At 71.8% G+C, this 16,633-nt stretch carries 16 protein-coding genes and 1 pseudogene; 5 read left to right on the top strand and 12 right to left on the bottom strand.

All coding sequences use genetic code 11. The features are described 5' to 3' along the window. Positions 1-114: pseudogene (locus ACPXBU_RS34720) on the top strand (C39 family peptidase); the annotation flags it as partial. Between the two features lie 67 nt (positions 115-181). Here ACPXBU_RS34720 and ACPXBU_RS34715 read toward each other — a convergent pair. Continuing rightward, positions 182-874 carry a DedA family protein gene (locus tag ACPXBU_RS34715; RefSeq protein WP_393362857.1) on the bottom strand — a complete coding sequence of 231 codons (693 nt, stop codon included), beginning with the start codon at positions 872-874 and terminating at the stop codon, positions 182-184. A gap of 250 nt (positions 875-1,124) precedes the next feature. On the opposite strand from ACPXBU_RS34715, the gene ACPXBU_RS34710 reads away from it, so the two are divergent. Beyond that, positions 1,125-3,977, top strand: coding sequence for an aconitate hydratase (locus tag ACPXBU_RS34710; RefSeq protein ID WP_425761385.1), 2,853 nt, complete (start codon positions 1,125-1,127; stop codon positions 3,975-3,977). Between the two features lie 122 nt (positions 3,978-4,099). Here ACPXBU_RS34710 and ACPXBU_RS34705 read toward each other — a convergent pair whose 3' ends face one another. Both ACPXBU_RS34705 and ACPXBU_RS34700 read right to left on the bottom strand, forming a co-directional pair. Continuing rightward, positions 4,100-4,345: a hypothetical protein gene (locus ACPXBU_RS34705; protein ID WP_425761384.1), complete on the bottom strand. Its 246-nt coding sequence runs from the start codon at positions 4,343-4,345 to the stop codon at positions 4,100-4,102. A gap of 375 nt (positions 4,346-4,720) precedes the next feature. After that, positions 4,721-5,146 carry a hypothetical protein gene (locus ACPXBU_RS34700; RefSeq protein ID WP_425761383.1) on the bottom strand — a complete coding sequence of 142 codons (426 nt, stop codon included), beginning with the start codon at positions 5,144-5,146 and terminating at the stop codon, positions 4,721-4,723. Between the two features lie 114 nt (positions 5,147-5,260). Between ACPXBU_RS34700 and ACPXBU_RS34695 the strand changes: the two genes are divergently transcribed. After that, positions 5,261-6,028: a helix-turn-helix domain-containing protein gene (locus ACPXBU_RS34695; RefSeq protein ID WP_425761382.1), complete on the top strand. Its 768-nt coding sequence runs from the start codon at positions 5,261-5,263 to the stop codon at positions 6,026-6,028. After that, complete coding sequence (locus tag ACPXBU_RS34690; protein ID WP_425761381.1) at positions 6,019-6,207, top strand: DUF397 domain-containing protein; 189 nt, start codon at positions 6,019-6,021, stop codon at positions 6,205-6,207. The genes ACPXBU_RS34695 and ACPXBU_RS34690 overlap by 10 nt, the downstream gene beginning before the upstream one ends. Before the next feature lie 11 nt (positions 6,208-6,218). On the opposite strand, the gene ACPXBU_RS34685 is transcribed toward ACPXBU_RS34690, so the two are convergent. The 9 genes from ACPXBU_RS34685 to ACPXBU_RS34645 all read right to left on the bottom strand — a co-directional run bounded on the left by ACPXBU_RS34685 (position 6,219) and on the right by ACPXBU_RS34645 (position 15,918). Next, positions 6,219-7,472 (bottom strand): RNA polymerase sigma factor, encoded by a 1,254-nt coding sequence (locus ACPXBU_RS34685; RefSeq protein WP_425761380.1) that lies wholly within the window; start codon positions 7,470-7,472, stop codon positions 6,219-6,221. Between the two features lie 5 nt (positions 7,473-7,477). Next, entirely contained in the window at positions 7,478-7,813 is a 336-nt protein-coding gene (locus ACPXBU_RS34680) for a YciI family protein (protein WP_425761379.1), read from the bottom strand. Positions 7,814-7,898: 85 nt separating this feature from the next. After that, positions 7,899-8,507, bottom strand: coding sequence for a GTP-binding protein (locus tag ACPXBU_RS34675; RefSeq protein ID WP_393362877.1), 609 nt, complete (start codon positions 8,505-8,507; stop codon positions 7,899-7,901). After that, positions 8,488-8,874: a DUF742 domain-containing protein gene (locus tag ACPXBU_RS34670; protein ID WP_393362880.1), complete on the bottom strand. Its 387-nt coding sequence runs from the start codon at positions 8,872-8,874 to the stop codon at positions 8,488-8,490. Before ACPXBU_RS34670 ends, ACPXBU_RS34675 begins: the two co-directional genes overlap by 20 nt. Positions 8,875-8,879: 5 nt before the next feature. Continuing rightward, positions 8,880-9,299, bottom strand: a complete 420-nt coding sequence (locus ACPXBU_RS34665) for a roadblock/LC7 domain-containing protein (RefSeq protein ID WP_355032793.1) — start codon at positions 9,297-9,299, stop codon at positions 8,880-8,882. An 81-nt stretch (positions 9,300-9,380) separates the two neighbouring features. Then, a complete protein-coding gene (locus ACPXBU_RS34660; protein WP_425761378.1) occupies positions 9,381-11,939 on the bottom strand; it encodes a nitrate- and nitrite sensing domain-containing protein in 2,559 nt (852 codons plus the stop codon). 61 nt (positions 11,940-12,000) lie between these two features. Continuing rightward, positions 12,001-13,632 carry a prenyltransferase/squalene oxidase repeat-containing protein gene (locus ACPXBU_RS34655; protein ID WP_393362886.1) on the bottom strand — a complete coding sequence of 544 codons (1,632 nt, stop codon included), beginning with the start codon at positions 13,630-13,632 and terminating at the stop codon, positions 12,001-12,003. After that, positions 13,629-14,531, bottom strand: a complete 903-nt coding sequence (locus ACPXBU_RS34650; RefSeq protein ID WP_393362889.1) for a terpene synthase family protein — start codon at positions 14,529-14,531, stop codon at positions 13,629-13,631. Before ACPXBU_RS34650 ends, ACPXBU_RS34655 begins: the two co-directional genes overlap by 4 nt. 4 nt (positions 14,532-14,535) lie before the next feature. Continuing rightward, positions 14,536-15,918, bottom strand: coding sequence for a cytochrome P450 (locus ACPXBU_RS34645; RefSeq protein ID WP_393362892.1), 1,383 nt, complete (start codon positions 15,916-15,918; stop codon positions 14,536-14,538). Positions 15,919-16,278: 360 nt separating this feature from the next. On the opposite strand from ACPXBU_RS34645, the gene ACPXBU_RS34640 reads away from it, so the two are divergent. Continuing rightward, positions 16,279-16,527 (top strand): DUF2630 family protein, encoded by a 249-nt coding sequence (locus tag ACPXBU_RS34640; RefSeq protein WP_357069883.1) that lies wholly within the window; start codon positions 16,279-16,281, stop codon positions 16,525-16,527. Positions 16,528-16,633: the final 106 nt, after the last annotated feature.

Here is a 16,633-nt window from a genome sequence, read left to right as displayed (position 1 = left end):
AACGGCAACACCGTCACCATCGCCGACTCCGCCGACCCCAACCAGGCCGCGTACCAGATCAGCGTCGAGCACCTCGCGGACTGGATCGCCACCCGCGGCTACGCCACCAGCTGACCCACACCACCCGCACACAGCGAAGGGCCGGACCCCAACACGGGGCCGGCCCTTCGGCGTACTCGAATCAGGGTTCCCGACCCACTCCCGCCGGCTTGGTGTCCGCCACCGGCCCAGCGTCCGCCGCTGGCTCGCCGGCCGCCGCTGGGGTGGCTGCCTCGATGCGGTGGGCCCGTCGGCGCAGCCACCAGGTGCTGCCGAGCCCGGCGAGCACCGCGAGGACCAGCCCGGCCCAGGAGATGTCCTTGAGCCAGTGCTCGGCCGCCCGGCCCACGCTGAACAACAGGTAGGTGGTGCCGAACGCCCAGACGAGCCCGCCAGCGGCGTTGGCCACCAGGAACCGCCGGTACGGCACGTGCAGTGCCCCGGCGAGCGGGCCGGCCAGGATCCGCAGCAGCGCCACGAAGCGGCCGAAGAACACCGCCCAGACGCCGTAGCGGGCGAAGCTCTGTTCGGCCCGGACGAGTTGGGCGGGACCGAGATGACGGGGGAAGCGCCGGCCCAGTCGGGCCAGCAGTGGGCGACCACCGCGACGGCCGACCGCGTACCCGATGGAGTCGCCGACGATCGCTCCGGTGGCCGCGGCGGTGGCGACCCACTCCGGTTCGACCACGCCTGTGGCGGCGAGCAGTGCGGAGCTGACCAGGACGATCTCACCGGGCAGGGGGATGCCCATGCTCTCCACGCCGATGATGCCGCCGACCAGCAGGTAGACCGCGATCGGTGGCAGCGACTCGAGCCAGTGCTGGACGTCGAACACGGTTGACCCCTTCTCCGACCGGGCCTCGAACCCTACCCGTGGCCGGCTGGCCCGGCAGGTCCCTCACACCCCGCAGACCGTCCTAGGAGGCTAGGGATGGGAGTGGACCCAGGGTCGGCGCTCGGGTTGCGCAAATAGCAAGACGGACGTACGGTTTTGTTGAGAGCGTAATCGGCGGTAAGTGTCACCTAACCTCGGCGGTACCCCGACCGGTGCGACAGACTGCTCAGGACTACTCACGGTCGCTGGTGTGAAGGAGTACGACGTGGCGAGCCTCGACACCTTCGGTGCGAAGACCCAGCTACGCGTCGGAGACGCGAGCTACGAGATTTTCAAGATTGACAAGGTGGACGGCCACGCGCGGCTGCCGTACAGCTTGAAGATCCTGCTGGAGAACCTGCTGCGGACCGAGGACGGCGCGAACATCACCGCCGACCACATCGAGCAGCTCGGCGCGTGGGACTCCACCGCCGCCCCGAGCGTCGAGATCCAGTTCACCCCGGCGCGGGTGCTCATGCAGGACTTCACCGGCGTGCCCTGCGTGGTCGACCTGGCCACCATGCGCGAGGCAGTGCGTGACCTGGGCGGCGACGCCAGCAAGGTCAACCCCCTCGCCCCGGCCGAGCTGGTCATCGACCACTCGGTGATCGCCGACCTGTTCGGCCGCGAGGACGCGTTCGCCCGCAACGTCGAGCTGGAGTACGAGCGCAACAAGGAGCGCTACCAGTTCCTGCGCTGGGGCCAGACCGCGTTCAACGAGTTCAAGGTCGTCCCGCCGGGCACCGGCATCGTGCACCAGGTCAACATCGAGTACCTGGCCCGCACCATCATGGAGCGCGGCGGCCAGGCGTACCCGGACACCGTTGTCGGCACCGACTCGCACACCACAATGGTCAACGGCCTGGGCGTGCTGGGCTGGGGCGTCGGCGGCATCGAGGCCGAGGCCGCGATGCTCGGCCAGCCGGTCAGCATGCTGATCCCCCGGGTGGTGGGCTTCAAGCTCTCCGGCGAGATGCCGGCCGGCACCACCGCCACCGACCTGGTGCTGACCATCACCGAGATGCTGCGTAAGCACGGCGTGGTCGGCAAGTTCGTCGAGTTCTACGGCCCCGGCGTGAGCGCCGTGCCGCTTGCCAACCGGGCCACCATCGGCAACATGTCCCCGGAGTACGGCTCCACCGTGGCGATCTTCCCGATCGACGCGGAGACGATCCGCTACCTGGAGCTGACCGGCCGCGACGCCGCGCAGGTCGCCCTCGTCGAGGCGTACGCCAAGGAGCAGGGCCTCTGGCACGACCCGAACCACGAGCCGGACTACTCGGAGCGCCTGGAGCTGGACCTCGGCACCATCGAGCCGTCGCTCGCCGGCCCGAAGCGCCCGCAGGACCGGGTGCCGCTGGGCAGCGCCAAGACGCTGTTCCGCTCGGCGCTTACCGACTACGTGGCCGACGACTCCGCCGGTGAGCGCGACTTCAAGCCGGGCGTTCCCCGCGAGGAGCTGCCGCGCGGCGCCAACGGGCCGGCCGACGAGGCCAGCGCCGAGTCCTTCCCGGCCAGCGACCCGCCGGCAAACGACTTCAGCGACCCGGCCGACGAGCCGCGCGACCTGGAGACCGCTGCGGTCGGCGCGGGCGGCCGGGCCAGCAAGCCGGTACGGGTCACCGGCGCCGACGGCGTCGAGTACGAGCTGGACCACGGCGCCGTGGTGATCGCCGCGATCACCTCCTGCACCAACACGTCCAACCCGCAGGTGATGATCGGCGCCGCGCTGCTGGCGCGTAACGCCGTCGACAAGGGCCTGACCCGCAAGCCGTGGGTGAAGACCACCCTGGCGCCGGGGTCGAAGGTCGTCATGGACTACTACGAGCGGGCCGGCCTCACGCCGTACCTGGACAAGCTCGGCTTCAACCTGGTCGGCTACGGCTGCACCACCTGCATCGGCAACTCGGGCCCGCTGCCCGAGGAGGTGTCCGCCGCGGTCAACGAGCACGACCTGTCGGTCGTCTCGGTGCTGTCGGGCAACCGCAACTTCGAGGGCCGGATCAACCCGGACGTCAAGATGAACTACCTGGCGTCCCCGCCGCTCGTGGTCGCGTACGCCCTCGCCGGCACGATGGACATCGACCTGGCCAACGAGCCGATCGGTGAGGACACCGAGGGCAACCCGGTCTACCTGCGGGAGATCTGGCCGAACAGCACCGAGATCCAGGACGTCATCGCCCAGGCGATCGGCGCGACCGGGTTCAGTGCCGCGTACGCCGATGTCTTCGCCGGCGACGAGCGGTGGCAGTCGCTGCCCACCCCGACCGGCGACACCTTCGCCTGGGAGAGCGACTCCACCTACGTGCGTAAGCCCCCGTACTTCGAGGGCATGCAGCAGGAGCCGAGCCCGGTCGTGGACATCTCCGGTGCCCGGGTGCTCGCCAAGCTGGGTGACTCGGTGACCACCGACCACATCTCGCCGGCCGGCGCGATCAAGGTCGACTCCCCGGCCGGGACGTACCTGGCCGAGCACGGTGTGCCGCGCCACGAGTTCAACTCGTACGGCTCCCGGCGGGGCAACCACGAGGTGATGATCCGGGGCACGTTCGCCAACATCCGGCTGCGCAACCAGCTGGTCCCCGGGGTGGAGGGTGGCTTCACCGTCAACCACCTCACCGGTGAGCAGTCCTCGATCTACGACGCCTCGGTGGCCTACCAGGAGGCGGGCATCCCGCTCGTCGTGCTGGCCGGCAAGGAGTACGGCTCGGGTTCGTCGCGGGACTGGGCGGCCAAGGGCACCATGTTGCTGGGTGTCCGGGCGGTCATCGCCGAGTCGTACGAGCGGATCCACCGCTCCAACCTGATCGGCATGGGCGTGCTGCCGTTGCAGTTCCCGGTGGACGTCACCGCCGAGTCGCTCGGTCTCACCGGCACGGAGACGTTCAGCATCACCGGGGTGACCGCCATCAACGACGGGGACACCCCGCGCACCGTGCGGGTCAACACCGACACCGGCGTGGAGTTCGACGCCGTGGTGCGGATCGACACCCCCGGTGAGGCGGACTACTACCGGCACGGCGGCATCCTGCAGTACGTGCTGCGCCGCATGATCGCCAACTGATCGCGTACGGCTGGTCGAAGGCCGCTCCCGCTCCGGCGGGGGCGGCCTTCGCCGTCCACGCCGAGAAAGGGCTCGCGGTCAGAGCGCCCGGAGTCGAACGGCTACCGCGTCATGCCGGTCGGTCACGCCGGCCCGCTCGGGGTGTCCGGGAGCGCGAGCGAAGCCAGCCGTTGGTCAATCGCCGCATCCACCTGCCCCATCTCGTAGCCACGTAGCCGCCGTCGCAGGCTGGCCCCCCGCAGCGCGTCGCGCGCGGCAGCCCGGGACACCGCGCTGTCGATGGCCAGAGCCCTGTCGACCTCGGCGAAGAGACTCTCGACCGCACGCATGTCGTAACCGCGCAGAGCAGTTTCGAACGGCAGTTTCATGCGGCCACCTTATCGGTCGCCGGCCAGTGTCCAACGGGGATGCGCCGCATGATCGCCAACTGACGTACCGACGTCGGCGAAAGGGCCGCTTTCCGCGCTTGCGGGGAGCGGCCCTTTCGTTTCTCCGCGCTCTCGACTTGGCAGCGGCCTCCATCGGCCCGGTCGTGGCGCCGGGCCGCATGGGTTGTCGCCGCCTTCGGTGGGCAGCCGAGCTCGCCGCCCCGGTTCAGGTTGCGTCCTTTGCTCTGCACCCGCCCGTGCACCACTAACGGTCCGTAACTGGCGCGTGGGCGGGTGCAGAGCAAAGGACACGAGGAGCACCTGCACCGCCGGGCCGGATGGCGCGAGGGGCGGGTCAGCGGCGCACGCCCCAGCTCAGCGCAGCCGTAGCGCGACCGCGCGGGCCTCCTCGTCGGTCAGCGGCAGGAACCAGAGGAAACGGCGCACGATGGCGACCGGATCGGGTCCGCCCGGCTGGCCGCGCAGGTCGCGGATCGCCCGGCGGGTGATCCGGGAGAACTCGGGGATCAGGGTCGCCCGGCGGGCGAAGTCCGTCGGGGTCGCTCGCAGCGCCGGGCAGGGCCAGTCCTGTCCGCAGGCGTCGCACGTCCACAGCGGACCGTCGGCGGTGTGCGCGACAGGCGGGCCGCACCGGGACCGCCAGCGTGCTTCGGGTACGGCGTTCGCCGGGCGACCCGGGCCACGGTACGGGGGGTGCCGTGGCCCGGTCGGGCGGGTGCGGCTGGGCCGGACCGGTGGCGGACCGCCCGTCGGCTTCGGGTGGTGCTTGTCCTCGGGCATCCTGCGCTCCTTCCGCGGTGCTGTCTCCACAACACACTGCCGAGGGTTGCCAAGCGATCACACCGCGTAGAAGTATCTCCCCTTGACGTCTGGAACGTTCTGGGAGGTGTGGAGATGAATCGAGCCGTACAGGCGGCGATGGCCGAGAGGGGCCACACGGCGGACAGTCTCGCTGCGCGGATCGGTGTCGATCCGAAGACGGCGGCCAAGTGGGCGAGCACGGAACGAATTCCGCAGACGCGTCATCGCGCGCGGGTCGCCGAGCTGCTCGGTCGGGACGTCGACGACCTGTGGCCGGACGCGCTGAAGCGCCGGACGCCTGCCTGGTTCCGACACTGGGCCGAGATGGAGCGCGAGGCAGTGTCGCTGCGGTCGTTCCAGCTCGCATGGGTACCGGGCCTCCTTCAGACCAAGGCGTACGCGCTGGCCACGCTTGTCGGCGAGGCATTCACGCCGGCCGAGGCCGACAATCTCGCCGAGGCACGGCTGAGCCGGCAGGCGATCCTGCGCCGGGAGCGCCCGCCGCTGCTGATCGCGGTCCTCGACGAGGGGGTGCTCCGGCGCACCCTCGACGGCGACCGGGCCATGATGCGCGAGCAGTGCGAGAAGCTGGCCGAGCAGGCCACGTTGCCGAACGTGTCGCTGTTCGTCGTGCCGGCAGACGCCGGCATGTATCCGGGCCTCGGTGGGCCGTTCACCATCGCGGAGATGCCGGACGGCGGGCGGGTCGCCCACGTCGACAGCCAGGCGCAGGCGCAGCTCATCGACAAGACCGCCGACCTTGCTAGCCTGGATCGACGGTGGGAGCGCATTCGCGACGCAGCGCTGTCGCGTGCGCAGTCCCTCAACCTCCTCAGAGAAGCGGCAGCATCATGGACCTGACCGGCGCTCGGTGGCGTAAGAGCAGCAAGAGTGGCAACAACGGCGGCGACTGCGTCGAGGTGGCCGACAACCTCGCGGGCGTCATCGGCGTACGTGACTCCAAGGACCCGGCCGGTCCGACGCTCGCCTTCGACCCGGCGGCCTGGATCCGCTTCCTGGCGCTGGCGAAGCGCGGCTGACCCCACCCGTCCTAGCCGGCGAGTTCGGCGGCCCGGTCGAGCAGCGCGCGGCGTTCGGCGGCCGAGCCGACCGCCGCCGCGGCCTCCCGGAACAGGGTGGCCGCGCGCAGCCGGTCGCCCTGGCGGGCCACGAGATCGGCCCGCACGGCCACGGCCAGCGGGTTGCCGTCCAGCCCTCCCCCGGCGTGTGCCGCGTCGAGCAGGTCCAACCCGGCGGCCGGGCCGTACGCGTAACCGTGCGCGACAGCGCGGTTGAGCGCGATCACCGGTGCGGGTCGGCCGCCGCCCAGCGCGTCGTAGGCCCGCGCGATGGTCGGCCAGTCGGTGGCGTCGGCGGACGTCGCGGTGGCGTGGCAGGCGGCGATCCGCGCCTGCCACGCGTACGGCCCGTCGTGGCGTACCCGATCGAGCGCGGCCAGGCCCTCGGCGATGCCGGCGCGGTCCCACCTGTCGCGGTCCTGCCGTTGCAGGGTGAGCAGGTTGCCGGCGGCGTCGCGGCGGGCGTCCCGACGGGAGTGCTGCAACAGGACCAGCGCCAGCAGCGCGGTCACCTCGGACTGCTCCGGCATCAGCCGGTCGAGCAGCCGGGCCAGCCGGACCGCCTCCTCGGCGAACGCCGGCTCGCCGTCGGCGACGTAACCCCGGGTGAACAGCAGGTACAGCACGGCGAGGACGCCGGGCAGCCGCTCGGTGAGCGCCGGCCCGGTCGGCACCCGGTACGGGATGCCGGCCTGCGCGATGCGGGTCCGCGCCCGGGTCAGGCGTCGGGTCATCGTCGACTCGCTGACCAGCAGCAGTCGGGCGATGTCCGCGGTCGGCACGCCGCAGACGGTTCGCAGCGTCAACGCCACCCGGGCGTCCAGGGCCAGCGCCGGGTGGCAGCAGGTGAAGATCAGGCGTAGTCGGTCGTCCACCACGTCCTCCCGCACCTCGGGCTGCGCGTCGACGGGCGTGAGCAGAGCCAGGTCGTGCAGCTTGCGGCGCTCCACCGTGGCCCGGCGCAGCACGTCGAGCGCGCGGTTGCGGGCCACGGTCATGAGCCAGCCACCCGGGTTGGTCGGCACACCGTCACCGGGCCAGCGCTCCAGGGCGACGGCCAACGCCTCCTGGGCGCAGTCCTCGGCCAACGCCCAGTCCCCGGTCACCCGGATCAGGGTCGCGACGATCCGGGGGTACGCCTCGACGCTCGCGGCGGCGACGGCCTCCGCCGCCGCCGCGCCGGCCGGTGCCTGGGTACGCACCGGCCGGCGCTGCGATGTGGACACCGTCGTCAGTTGGACAGGTCCGCGAAGGGGCGCAGTTCCAGTCGCCCCTCGCGGGCCATCGGGTGGGTGCGAGCCACCTCGATCGCCTCGTCCAGGTCGGCGCAGTCGAGCAGGTCGAAGCCCACGATCACCTCGGCGGTCTCCGCGAACGGGCCCTCGGAGACGAGCAGCTCACCGTTGCGGACCCGGACGGTGGTGGCCGCGCTGGTCGCCGCCAGCACGTGACCGGTCAGGCGGCGGCCACGAGCGTCGTTCTCCGCCACCCACTTGTGGATGTCGGGTAGCTCGGTGGGGTCGGTGTCCGGCTCGGTGTCGCTGCACACGAACATCATGTACTTCATCTGGTCGCTCCCTGGTTTCTCGGGGTTTCGCCAGCATGACGATCGGCGGACAGCGTTCCGGACACCCTCCCCCGAAAAATCTCTGTCAGTTTCCGTTGGCGCGGCGGCGGGCCTCACGGGTCTTCATGGCGTGCTCCATCAGCGTGACGAGCACCTCCTTGCTGGACTCGCGCTGCCGGGCGTCGCACAGCAGCACCGGCACTCCCGGGTCCAGGTTCAGCGCGGCCTGCACCTCGTCGAGCCGGTACTGCCGGGAACCCGCGAAGCAGTTCACCGCCACCACGAAGGGCGTGCCCCGGCCCTCGAAGTAGTCGATCGACGGGAAGCAGTCGGCGAGGCGGCGGGTGTCGGCCAGCACCACCGCGCCGATGGCGCCCAACGCCAACTCGTCCCAGACGAACCAGAACCGGTCCTGGCCGGGCGTGCCGAACAGGTACAGCACCAGGTCGTCGCTGATGGTGATCCGGCCGAAGTCCATGGCCACGGTGGTGGTGGTCTTACCCTCCACCCCGGACAGGTCGTCGATGCCGACCCCCGACTCCGTCAGCACCTCCTCGGTGCGCAACGGCCGGGTCTCGCTGACCGCACCGACCATGGTCGTCTTGCCCACGCCGAAGCCGCCAGCGACCAGGATCTTGATCGCGGTGGGCAGTGGGGTCGCTCCCGCCGGCCGGTCAGAGTGCCCGTAGTCCATTGATTACCGCCTCGAAGATGCTGTTGTCGGGAAGGCCGGCAGTGGTGTGCGGCTCGCGGACCTGCACGAGGCTGCGAGCCGCCAGGTCACCGAGGAGCACCCGGATGGTGCCCACCGGCAGGTCGAGATGAGCGGCGATCTCGGCGACGGACTGTATGCGTTGGCACAGCCCGACGATCGCCAGGTGCTCCGGGCCGAGACCAACCTCCGGCGTCACCTCGGCTCGGGTCGCGGTGACCAGGGAGATCAGATCGAATGTGCCGGTGACCGGTCGGGCCCGCCCGCGCGTCACCGCGTACGGGCGCACCACCGGACCCGCATGGTCATCCACCCACTGATGGTCTGCGGACTCCCCCTGGACCGTCATCACCGCTACCTCTCGCCGGCCGGCTGCTCTGTGCGGGACGGCGACGCGACGTACTTGCCGACGCGGGTGACGAGCATCGCCATCTCGTAGGCGATCAGACCGACGTCGGCGTCCTCGCTGGCCAGCACCGCCAGGCAGGCGTTGCGGCCGGCCGCGGTGACGAACAGGAACGACGACTGCATCTCGATGATGGTCTGCTGCACCTGCCCGCCGCCGAAGCGCTTACCGGCGCCCCGGGCCAGGCTCTGGATGCCGGCCGCCATCGCGGCGAGGTGCTCGCCGTCGTCCCGGCTCAACCCCTGGGAGGAAGCCATCAGCAGACCGTCGGTGGAGAGCGCGACCGCGTGCTCGGCCTGCTTCACCCGGCCCACCAGGTCATCAAGTAACCACGTCAGGTCGGCACTCGAAGCCGTCTTCTGCGCCACTTCGTCGTCCTCTTCTCGCCCGGCTGTGCGCCGTTCTCGTATCGGGCTGACCGTCACACCGCGCGGAAAACCAGCGCTCGGTCAGGTCGCTTTGGGGTCGTCGTCGGTCAGCTCGGGGGTTGACTCCGCCGGGGTGCCGGGGGCGCCGCCGAGCAGTCGTGCCGCGTCGGTCCGACCACGCCGGGTGCCGGTCTGGTACGAGCTCATCATGCGGCGCACCTGCTCCGGCGGGCGTACCACGTCCTCGTCGTCGTCGGTCTCGCTGGCCGCCGGGTCGTCGCGCAACTCGGGGACGATGTTCGCCTGTCGGACGCGGACCGGCAGGCCCGAGTCGGTCCGGGCCGCCTCGGCCTCGGCCTCGGGACCACCGTCGCTGGCCGCGTCCGGCGCGTCGCGGCTCTCGGTCGATCGTTTGCCGTCGACCGCGGGCAGGCCGGTGGGCACCGTGGGGGCCTCCAGGGCTGGCAGGCCCGGGACACGCCGGGCTCGGACGGGAAGCTCGGAGCCGCCGGTGGTCGGGGCTGTCCGCTGCCGGGTGGGCAGGCCGCCGCCCTCATCGGCCACGACCTCCGGGGTGGCGGAGTCGTCCGACACGGGTGCCGGCGGGGTCACCACGTCGGGGGTCTCGCGGGTGCTGGTCGTCGACGCGGTCGCCCCGACCGGCGCGAGGAGGGCGGGGCGGCCGCTGGTGCCGGACGGCCCCGACGGCAGCGGGATGGCCGAGCCGGAGCGGATCTCGCCCGAGTCCTCCGGGTCGGCAGCGTCCTCGGTGACCAGTTCCAGGGGGATCAGCACGACGGCCGTCGTGCCGCCGTACGCGGACTCCTTGAGCCGCACCCGTACGCCGTGCCGCTCGGTCAGCCGGCTCACCACGTAGAGCCCGAGGCGGGTGGCGTTGGCGAGGTTCAACTCGGACTGGTCGACGATGCGGTGGTTCGCGGCGGCCAGATCCTCCTCGCTCATGCCGAGGCCCCGGTCCTCGATCTCGATGGCGAACCCGTTGGACACCACCTGGCCGCGAAGCTCGACAGTGGTGTGCGGTGGGGAGAACGAGAGGCCGTTCTCGATCAGCTCGGCGAGCAGGTGGATCATGTCGCCGACGGCGCGGCCCGCGAGCGAGACCCGGCCGAGCGGCAGCACGTTGACGCGGGTGTAGTCCTCGACCTCGGCCACGGCGCCGCGCACCACGTCGACCATCGGGACGTTGCGCCGCCAGGCCCGACCGGGGGTGGAGCCGGAGAGCACGATCAGGTTCTCCGCGTTGCGGCGCATCCGGGTGGCGAGGTGGTCGACCCGGAAGAGGTCCTCCAACTCGTCCGCGTCGTGTTCGCGGCGCTCCATCGCGTCCAGCAGGGTGAGCTGGCGGTGTACGAGTGCCTGGGTGCGGCGGGCCAGGCTGAGGAAGACCTCGCGGACGTTGCGACGCAGGTCGGCCTGCTGGACCGCGGTGCGCAGGGCGGTCTCCTGGACGGCGTTGAACGCCTTGCCGACCTGGCCGATCTCGTCGGTGCCGAACTCCAGCGGAGGTGCCTCGGTGGCCACGTCGACCTCCTCGCCACGCCCGAGCCGCTCCACGACGCGCGGCAGCCGCTCGTCGGCGAGCTGCCAGGCGGCGTCGCGCAGTCGGCCCAACTGGCGCAGCAGGGTCCGTGCCGTGGTGATCGAGACGACGATGGAGGCGATGACGGCGAGCAGACCCAGACCGGCGGCGAGCACCAGCCGGACGACGACCCAGATCGCCACCGGGGTGGCCCGCTTCACCAGCGCGTCACCACTGGCGAGAACTGCGGACTCCTGCTCCTCCAGGGCGGGGGCCATCGCGGCCTGCCAGGCGTCGGCCTCGACCGGCAGCGGCGCGTTCGGGCGCCCGCTGACGACCATCCTGTCCTCGATGGCGCGCAGCTGGGTGAAGGCCTGGCCCTCGGTCATCGTGACGTACCGTTGCCGGTCGGCGTCGGGCAACTCGGCCACGGCCTCGGCGACGAGGAACCGTTGCGCGCCAACCAGGTGCGCGAACTGGGCGTACTCCTGGGCATTGATCCGACCGGCGGCCGCCATGCCGGCGAAGAGGGCGTCCTCCTGCGACATCAACTCCCGCACCCGCACCAACTGGGTGAGGGTGAGGGTGTCCTTGGCGATCTCCGGGTCGTCGAGCTGACCCAGGGCCGCGTACACCCGGAAGAGCGAGTCGAGAACCCCGGTGTACGCGGCCGCCGCGCCGGCGCGGTCCACCGATCCGGCCGCGACTGCCGCACGCATCGGGCCGAGCGCGTCCAACCGGGTGGCCACCTGGTCGATCCGCGAGACCAGTTCGTCGCTCGAGGCGAGTTCCGCGCGCCAGTTGCGGGCCGCCTTGGTGAAGGCGGCGGCCTCCTCGTCGGTGCGCTGCTGCTGACCCTTCAACTGCTGCGCCAGCTCCGGGTTGGGCCGCCCGAGATAGGCCACCGACATCCGACGCTCCTGCTGGAGCTCGCTGCGCAGCGCCTCACTGGGCTCGGCGACCTGCGCGTCGAGCGTCTGCACACCGAGCACGTTGAGACCGTCGCGCAGGGTCACCCAGGCCGCGAACGCCCATAGCGCGGCGAGCGAGAGCAGCAGGGCCACAACCTTGGTGCGCAAACTTGCACTGCGGGAAGCCATCCCACCCGTCCCTCGCCCGTTTCGTTTGGCTGAATGAGCCCAGCCCCCGGCCCGGCGCACGCTAGCAGTGTCCGGAATTTGACTCAAGCGCCGCAGACCAGCGGCTCGCCGCCGTCTGGGCGGAGCCGTTCAGCCGTGCTGTGGCCGACGCCTGGGCGGCAGCCACTGCCGCTCGTACGATCAGTGTCGGATGGTATAGATCCTTGTCATGCCACAGTGGAGGGACCCCGCCTGCATCCTGCATTGTGGACAGTTGACGGGCCGCGACCGCCACCGCGGCGTCGACCCGGGGCGACGGTGACCCCGCCAGCACCACGAGCAGGGCGTAGGCCGTCTCCTCCGCGGTGCCTCGCCATCGCCCCCAGGCACCATCCGCCCGTTGGCTGTCGAGCACCCAGGCGACGGCGCGCTGGACGGCCGGACGGGCCGCCGGACCGCCGTGCTCCCGCAGCGCGAGCACCACGCAGTAGGTGGCGTAGTACGGCGAGGCGTGCCACCGGTCCCACCAGTGACCGTCGGCCTGTTGCCTGTCGATCAGCCAGCCGGTGAGCCGCCGCGACACCGCCGCCGCCCAGGGGTCGTCGTCGCCGAGGCACCGGCCGATGGCCTCCAGCACGTGGGCGTTCGTGGTCACCGACGAGCCGTCCTCACCCTGCCAGGTGCAGAAGTGCTCCCCCGTGTCGTACCGGCTCAGGCAGGCCGGGTCGGTCGGGCGGCCCAGCAGGGCCAACGCGTACAGGGTCACCGCGGTCGTGTCGGCGTCCTTGGGCAGACCCGGCCCCGTGGCCGCGCCCTCCGGCCCGAGCGCGTCGTGCAGCCCGTCGGCCAGTTCGGGGGGCACCACCGGGAGCACGCCAGCGCGCGCCAGCGTGCTCAGCACCCACGCGCGTTCGAACACGGTGATCGGGGTGGCACAGGGCACCGCGCCGCCGTACTCGGTGAGCGCCCGGGTCAGGTAACCCAGCGCGGCGGGTTGCGTCTCGTCCGGGCCGCCGAGCCACGCGGCGGTGGCGGCCGGGGACGCGCCGACCGCTCCCGCGGTGGTGGCGGTGACACCTGTCAGACGCCGCGCCGCCGGGCCGAGGACCTCCAACGCGTGCAGAAGCTTGGGCGGCATCGGCCGACCCGACGCGGCGAGCGCGCGTATCCGGTCGAGCCGTCGCCGATCCATGCCGACGGGCATCGGCGGCGGGCCGACGCCGCGCCATCCGGCCAACCGCGGGGGCGGGTCGACGAGGTGGTCGGCGATCCGCTCGACGAGTGCCGGCACGATCAGGTCCACGGCCGGCAGGTCCGGCACGGGACAGGTGGCCGGACCGGCCACCGGATCGAACAACAGCCGTAACGCACGGTCGACGGCGTCGTCCACGGCATCCGGGGACCAACCCGCCGGCTCGTCGCGCGGCGACACGGCGAGCAGTCCCTCCACCGCGCTCAGGGTGGGCACCAGGGCGTAGCCGTCCGGCCCGCCCCAGCCGCCGTCCGGGTTCTGTGCGGCCAGCAGGTACCGGATCCGGTCGGCGTGTCTCGGCAGCCACGGGGCCAGGGAGACCAGCCGGGCGGTCTCGTACGGCGAAGCGGAGGTGCGGCCGGACGGGTGCCGCCACAACTCCGCGACCAGCTCGTCGACGACGGACGTCGACCCGGGGGCGGGCGCCACACCGGCGTCCCGGGCCAGCGCCTCAGCGCTCACGAGACGCCCCAGAAGTCGGTGCTCCGATAGAAGCCGGTGGTGTAGCCGAGCTGTCGGGCCAGGTACGCGGCCTCCCGTGGGCAGTCGGCACGCAACTCGTCGATCAGGTCGGTCGCCTGCCCGACCAGGCGCGTCAGGTCCTGCTCCACCATGGACCGGTCGTCCACGAGCATTATCGCGTTCAGATCGCCCCAGCGGAGGTCCCGCTCGTACGTGCTCAGGTCGTTGACCAGCCGAAGGGCGCGTTGCACCGCGTCACTGGCGACCACCAGCCGGTCCAGCCGTGCGGGCGTGTCCGCCCCACCGGTCCGAATCCAGTGCGCGACGTTGACGACGGTGCAGGCCAGGTTGTCGGCGTTGCCCAGGTATTCGGCGAGGGTGGGCGACGGCCGGAGATGGTCGCGTATCCCCGCTTTCCAGTGCCACTCCCGCCGCATCGCCGCCAGGGTCCGCTCGACCGCCGCCAGCCAGGCCCCGCCCAGCGTGGCGAACGCCGGCACGGCGGCCAGGTCGGCGCGGAGACCGGCGAGGAACTGGCCCAGCGGGTCGGTCGTCGCCGCGGGCGCGCCGTCGGCGACGAGGAGCTGCCCCTGGACCAGCCGGTCGAGTTCGGCGGCGGAGGTGGCCAGCCGGTCCACCTGCCAGTCCAGTGCGAAACCCCAGAGCACCGCCCGGTTGGTCAGTCGCAGCTCGGCGGCGTCACACCAGGGTGCGCTGAACGCGATGGCCAGCGCGATGCTGCTGGTCAGGGTGGCGTCGAAGGGCCCCTCGGCGAAGAGGGCAGGGTGGGCCGCCAGGCCGCGCTGCAGGTCACGGTGACCCTGCGCGGCGAGGGCGCAGACGCGCCCGTGGTCGGCGGCCTGCCGCAGTTCGTCGGCGACCGTTACGAGTTGTGCCACCCCGCTACGCCAGGGCCGGTTGCCGGTGTGGGGTGAGCAGCAGCGGCACCCGCTCCTTGGGTCGCAGCGACGCGGCGAGCTGGGGCGTCGGCATCCCGGGCGTGCAGAGCCGGTACCGGAATCGGCTGAGCAGGGTCGCCACGATCAGCGGCGCCTCGAGTTGGAAGAGGTACTGGCCGATGCACTGGTGGGCGCCGCCGCCGAACGGGTAGTACGCGTACCGGTGCGCGCGCTTGGGGGCACCGGGGGCGAAGCGTTCCGGGTCGAAGACCGCCGGCCGGTCCCAGAACCGGGCCAACCGTTGGGTCACGTACGGGCTCAGGACGATGGTGCCGCCGGCCTTGATCTGGGTGCCGCCGATGACGTCGTCGGCGATCGCGGTCCGGGGCACCAGCCAGCCGGACGGGTAGGCGCGCACCAGTTCGTCGAGCACCATCCGCGTGTAGCGCAGCTCGCCGAGCTGCTCGCGACTGATCACCTCGCCGGGGCCGACCACCCGATCGATCTCCTCGTAGAGGCGCGCGGCGACGTCCGGCAGTTGCTCCAGCAGCGGGAAGAGCCAGGTGAGCACGACGTAGGTGGTCTCGGTGGTGGTGGCGAACATCGACACCAGATCGTCGCGCACCCGCTGCTCGTCGAGCTTGTCGCCCTGGGCGTCCCGGGCCCGGGCGAGCGAGGCGACGATGTCGTCGCCCCCGTCGTCGTGGGCCCGCTCGGCGCGGACCAGGGGCAGCAGGATGTCGTCGATGTTCTGCACGGCCCGCCGGAAGGCGCGGTCACCGGGCATCGGCACGGCGTCCGGCATGAACGGGGTGAGCAGCCGGAAGCGCAGCGCGGTCGCCACGGTGTCCTGTTCGGCGACGACCCGCACACCGTCGGCGACGGGAATCTTGTCGCCGAAGAAGACCCGGATGACCGCCTTGCAGATGATCCTGGAGATCTCGCTGGCCGCGTCGACAGGTACGCCGTCGCGCGCCGGGACGGCCAGCTCGTCGACCGCGTCGCTGATCGCCCGGCTCAGGTCGTCGACCGCCGCGTCGATCCGCTTGGCGGTGAAGTGTGGCTGGAGACGGCGGCGACTCGCCTCCCAGTGCGGGCCCTCGGAGAGGATCCCGTCACCGGCGAGCTTCTTGACCGACTTCCACATCATGCTGTCGCCGGCCCGGGTGTAGTTGGCGGCGTTGTCGCGCAGCACATGCTGGACGTGTGCGGGCTCGGCGACCAGGTACGGGCGGATGGTGCCCAGGTTGAGCTGGACGATCTGCCCGGGTGACGCGTCGGCGAGCCCGACCAGCGTGCCCAGTGGGTCACGGAGCAACCCGGGCAGCGTGCGTCGCAGGGTGGCGACGTGGGGAGCGCGGCGTGCCGGGATGGTCGGGTCAGTCATCTTTCACCTGCGCGGATCCGTCCTGTCGGTGGCACTGCGGGTTGCGCTGAGTGCTGCCTCGGCAAAGGCGCGTGACCATGCGAGAGAGCATCGCATTCACGAAACGGCTTCACCAGCACGCTGACCGGGGAGGTTCTCGCCCCGGTCGGGTGGTTGCCCGCCCCCGACCGGGGCCGCCTCGGCCGATCCCGCAGGTAGCACCTCCCACACGACCAATGTGTGAACTCGCCAGAACTGAGCGTGAAAATTGCCACATTGACGTGTAGCTCTTGGTGTGGTGGGGATCACCGATCGTGGCGCGGCACCCCGCAGGGGTACGAATCCAGGCGCGTCGGGAGGGGCTGTGCCAGGCTCAGGAGCATGGACGACAAGACCATCCTGAACCGGATCACCGAGCTGGTCGACGAGGAACACAAGCTGCGGGCGGACGCCCAGGCCCACGAGTCGGGCACCGAGGGCGAGACCAGCGAGCGGCTGCGCGCCCTGGAGGAGTCCCTCGACCAGTGTTGGGACCTCCTGCGCCGCAGGCGGGCCGCCCGAGACACCCACGGCGACCCGGACGCGCAGGGCGAGCGACCCAAGCCCGAGGTGGAGCGCTACCTCCAGTAACCCCCGGCGGGGGGGGGGGGGGGGGGGGGGGGCCCCCCCCCCCCCCCCCCCCCCCCCCCCCCCCCCCCCCCCCCCCCCACCCCCCCCCCCCCCCCGGCGCGGCGCG

It is taken from the genome of Micromonospora sp. DT231 (assembly GCF_049847025.1).
GTDB lineage: Bacteria > Actinomycetota > Actinomycetes > Mycobacteriales > Micromonosporaceae > Micromonospora.
Note: the sequence above shows the minus strand (reverse complement) of the source record. Positions and strands in the feature narration are given on the sequence as shown.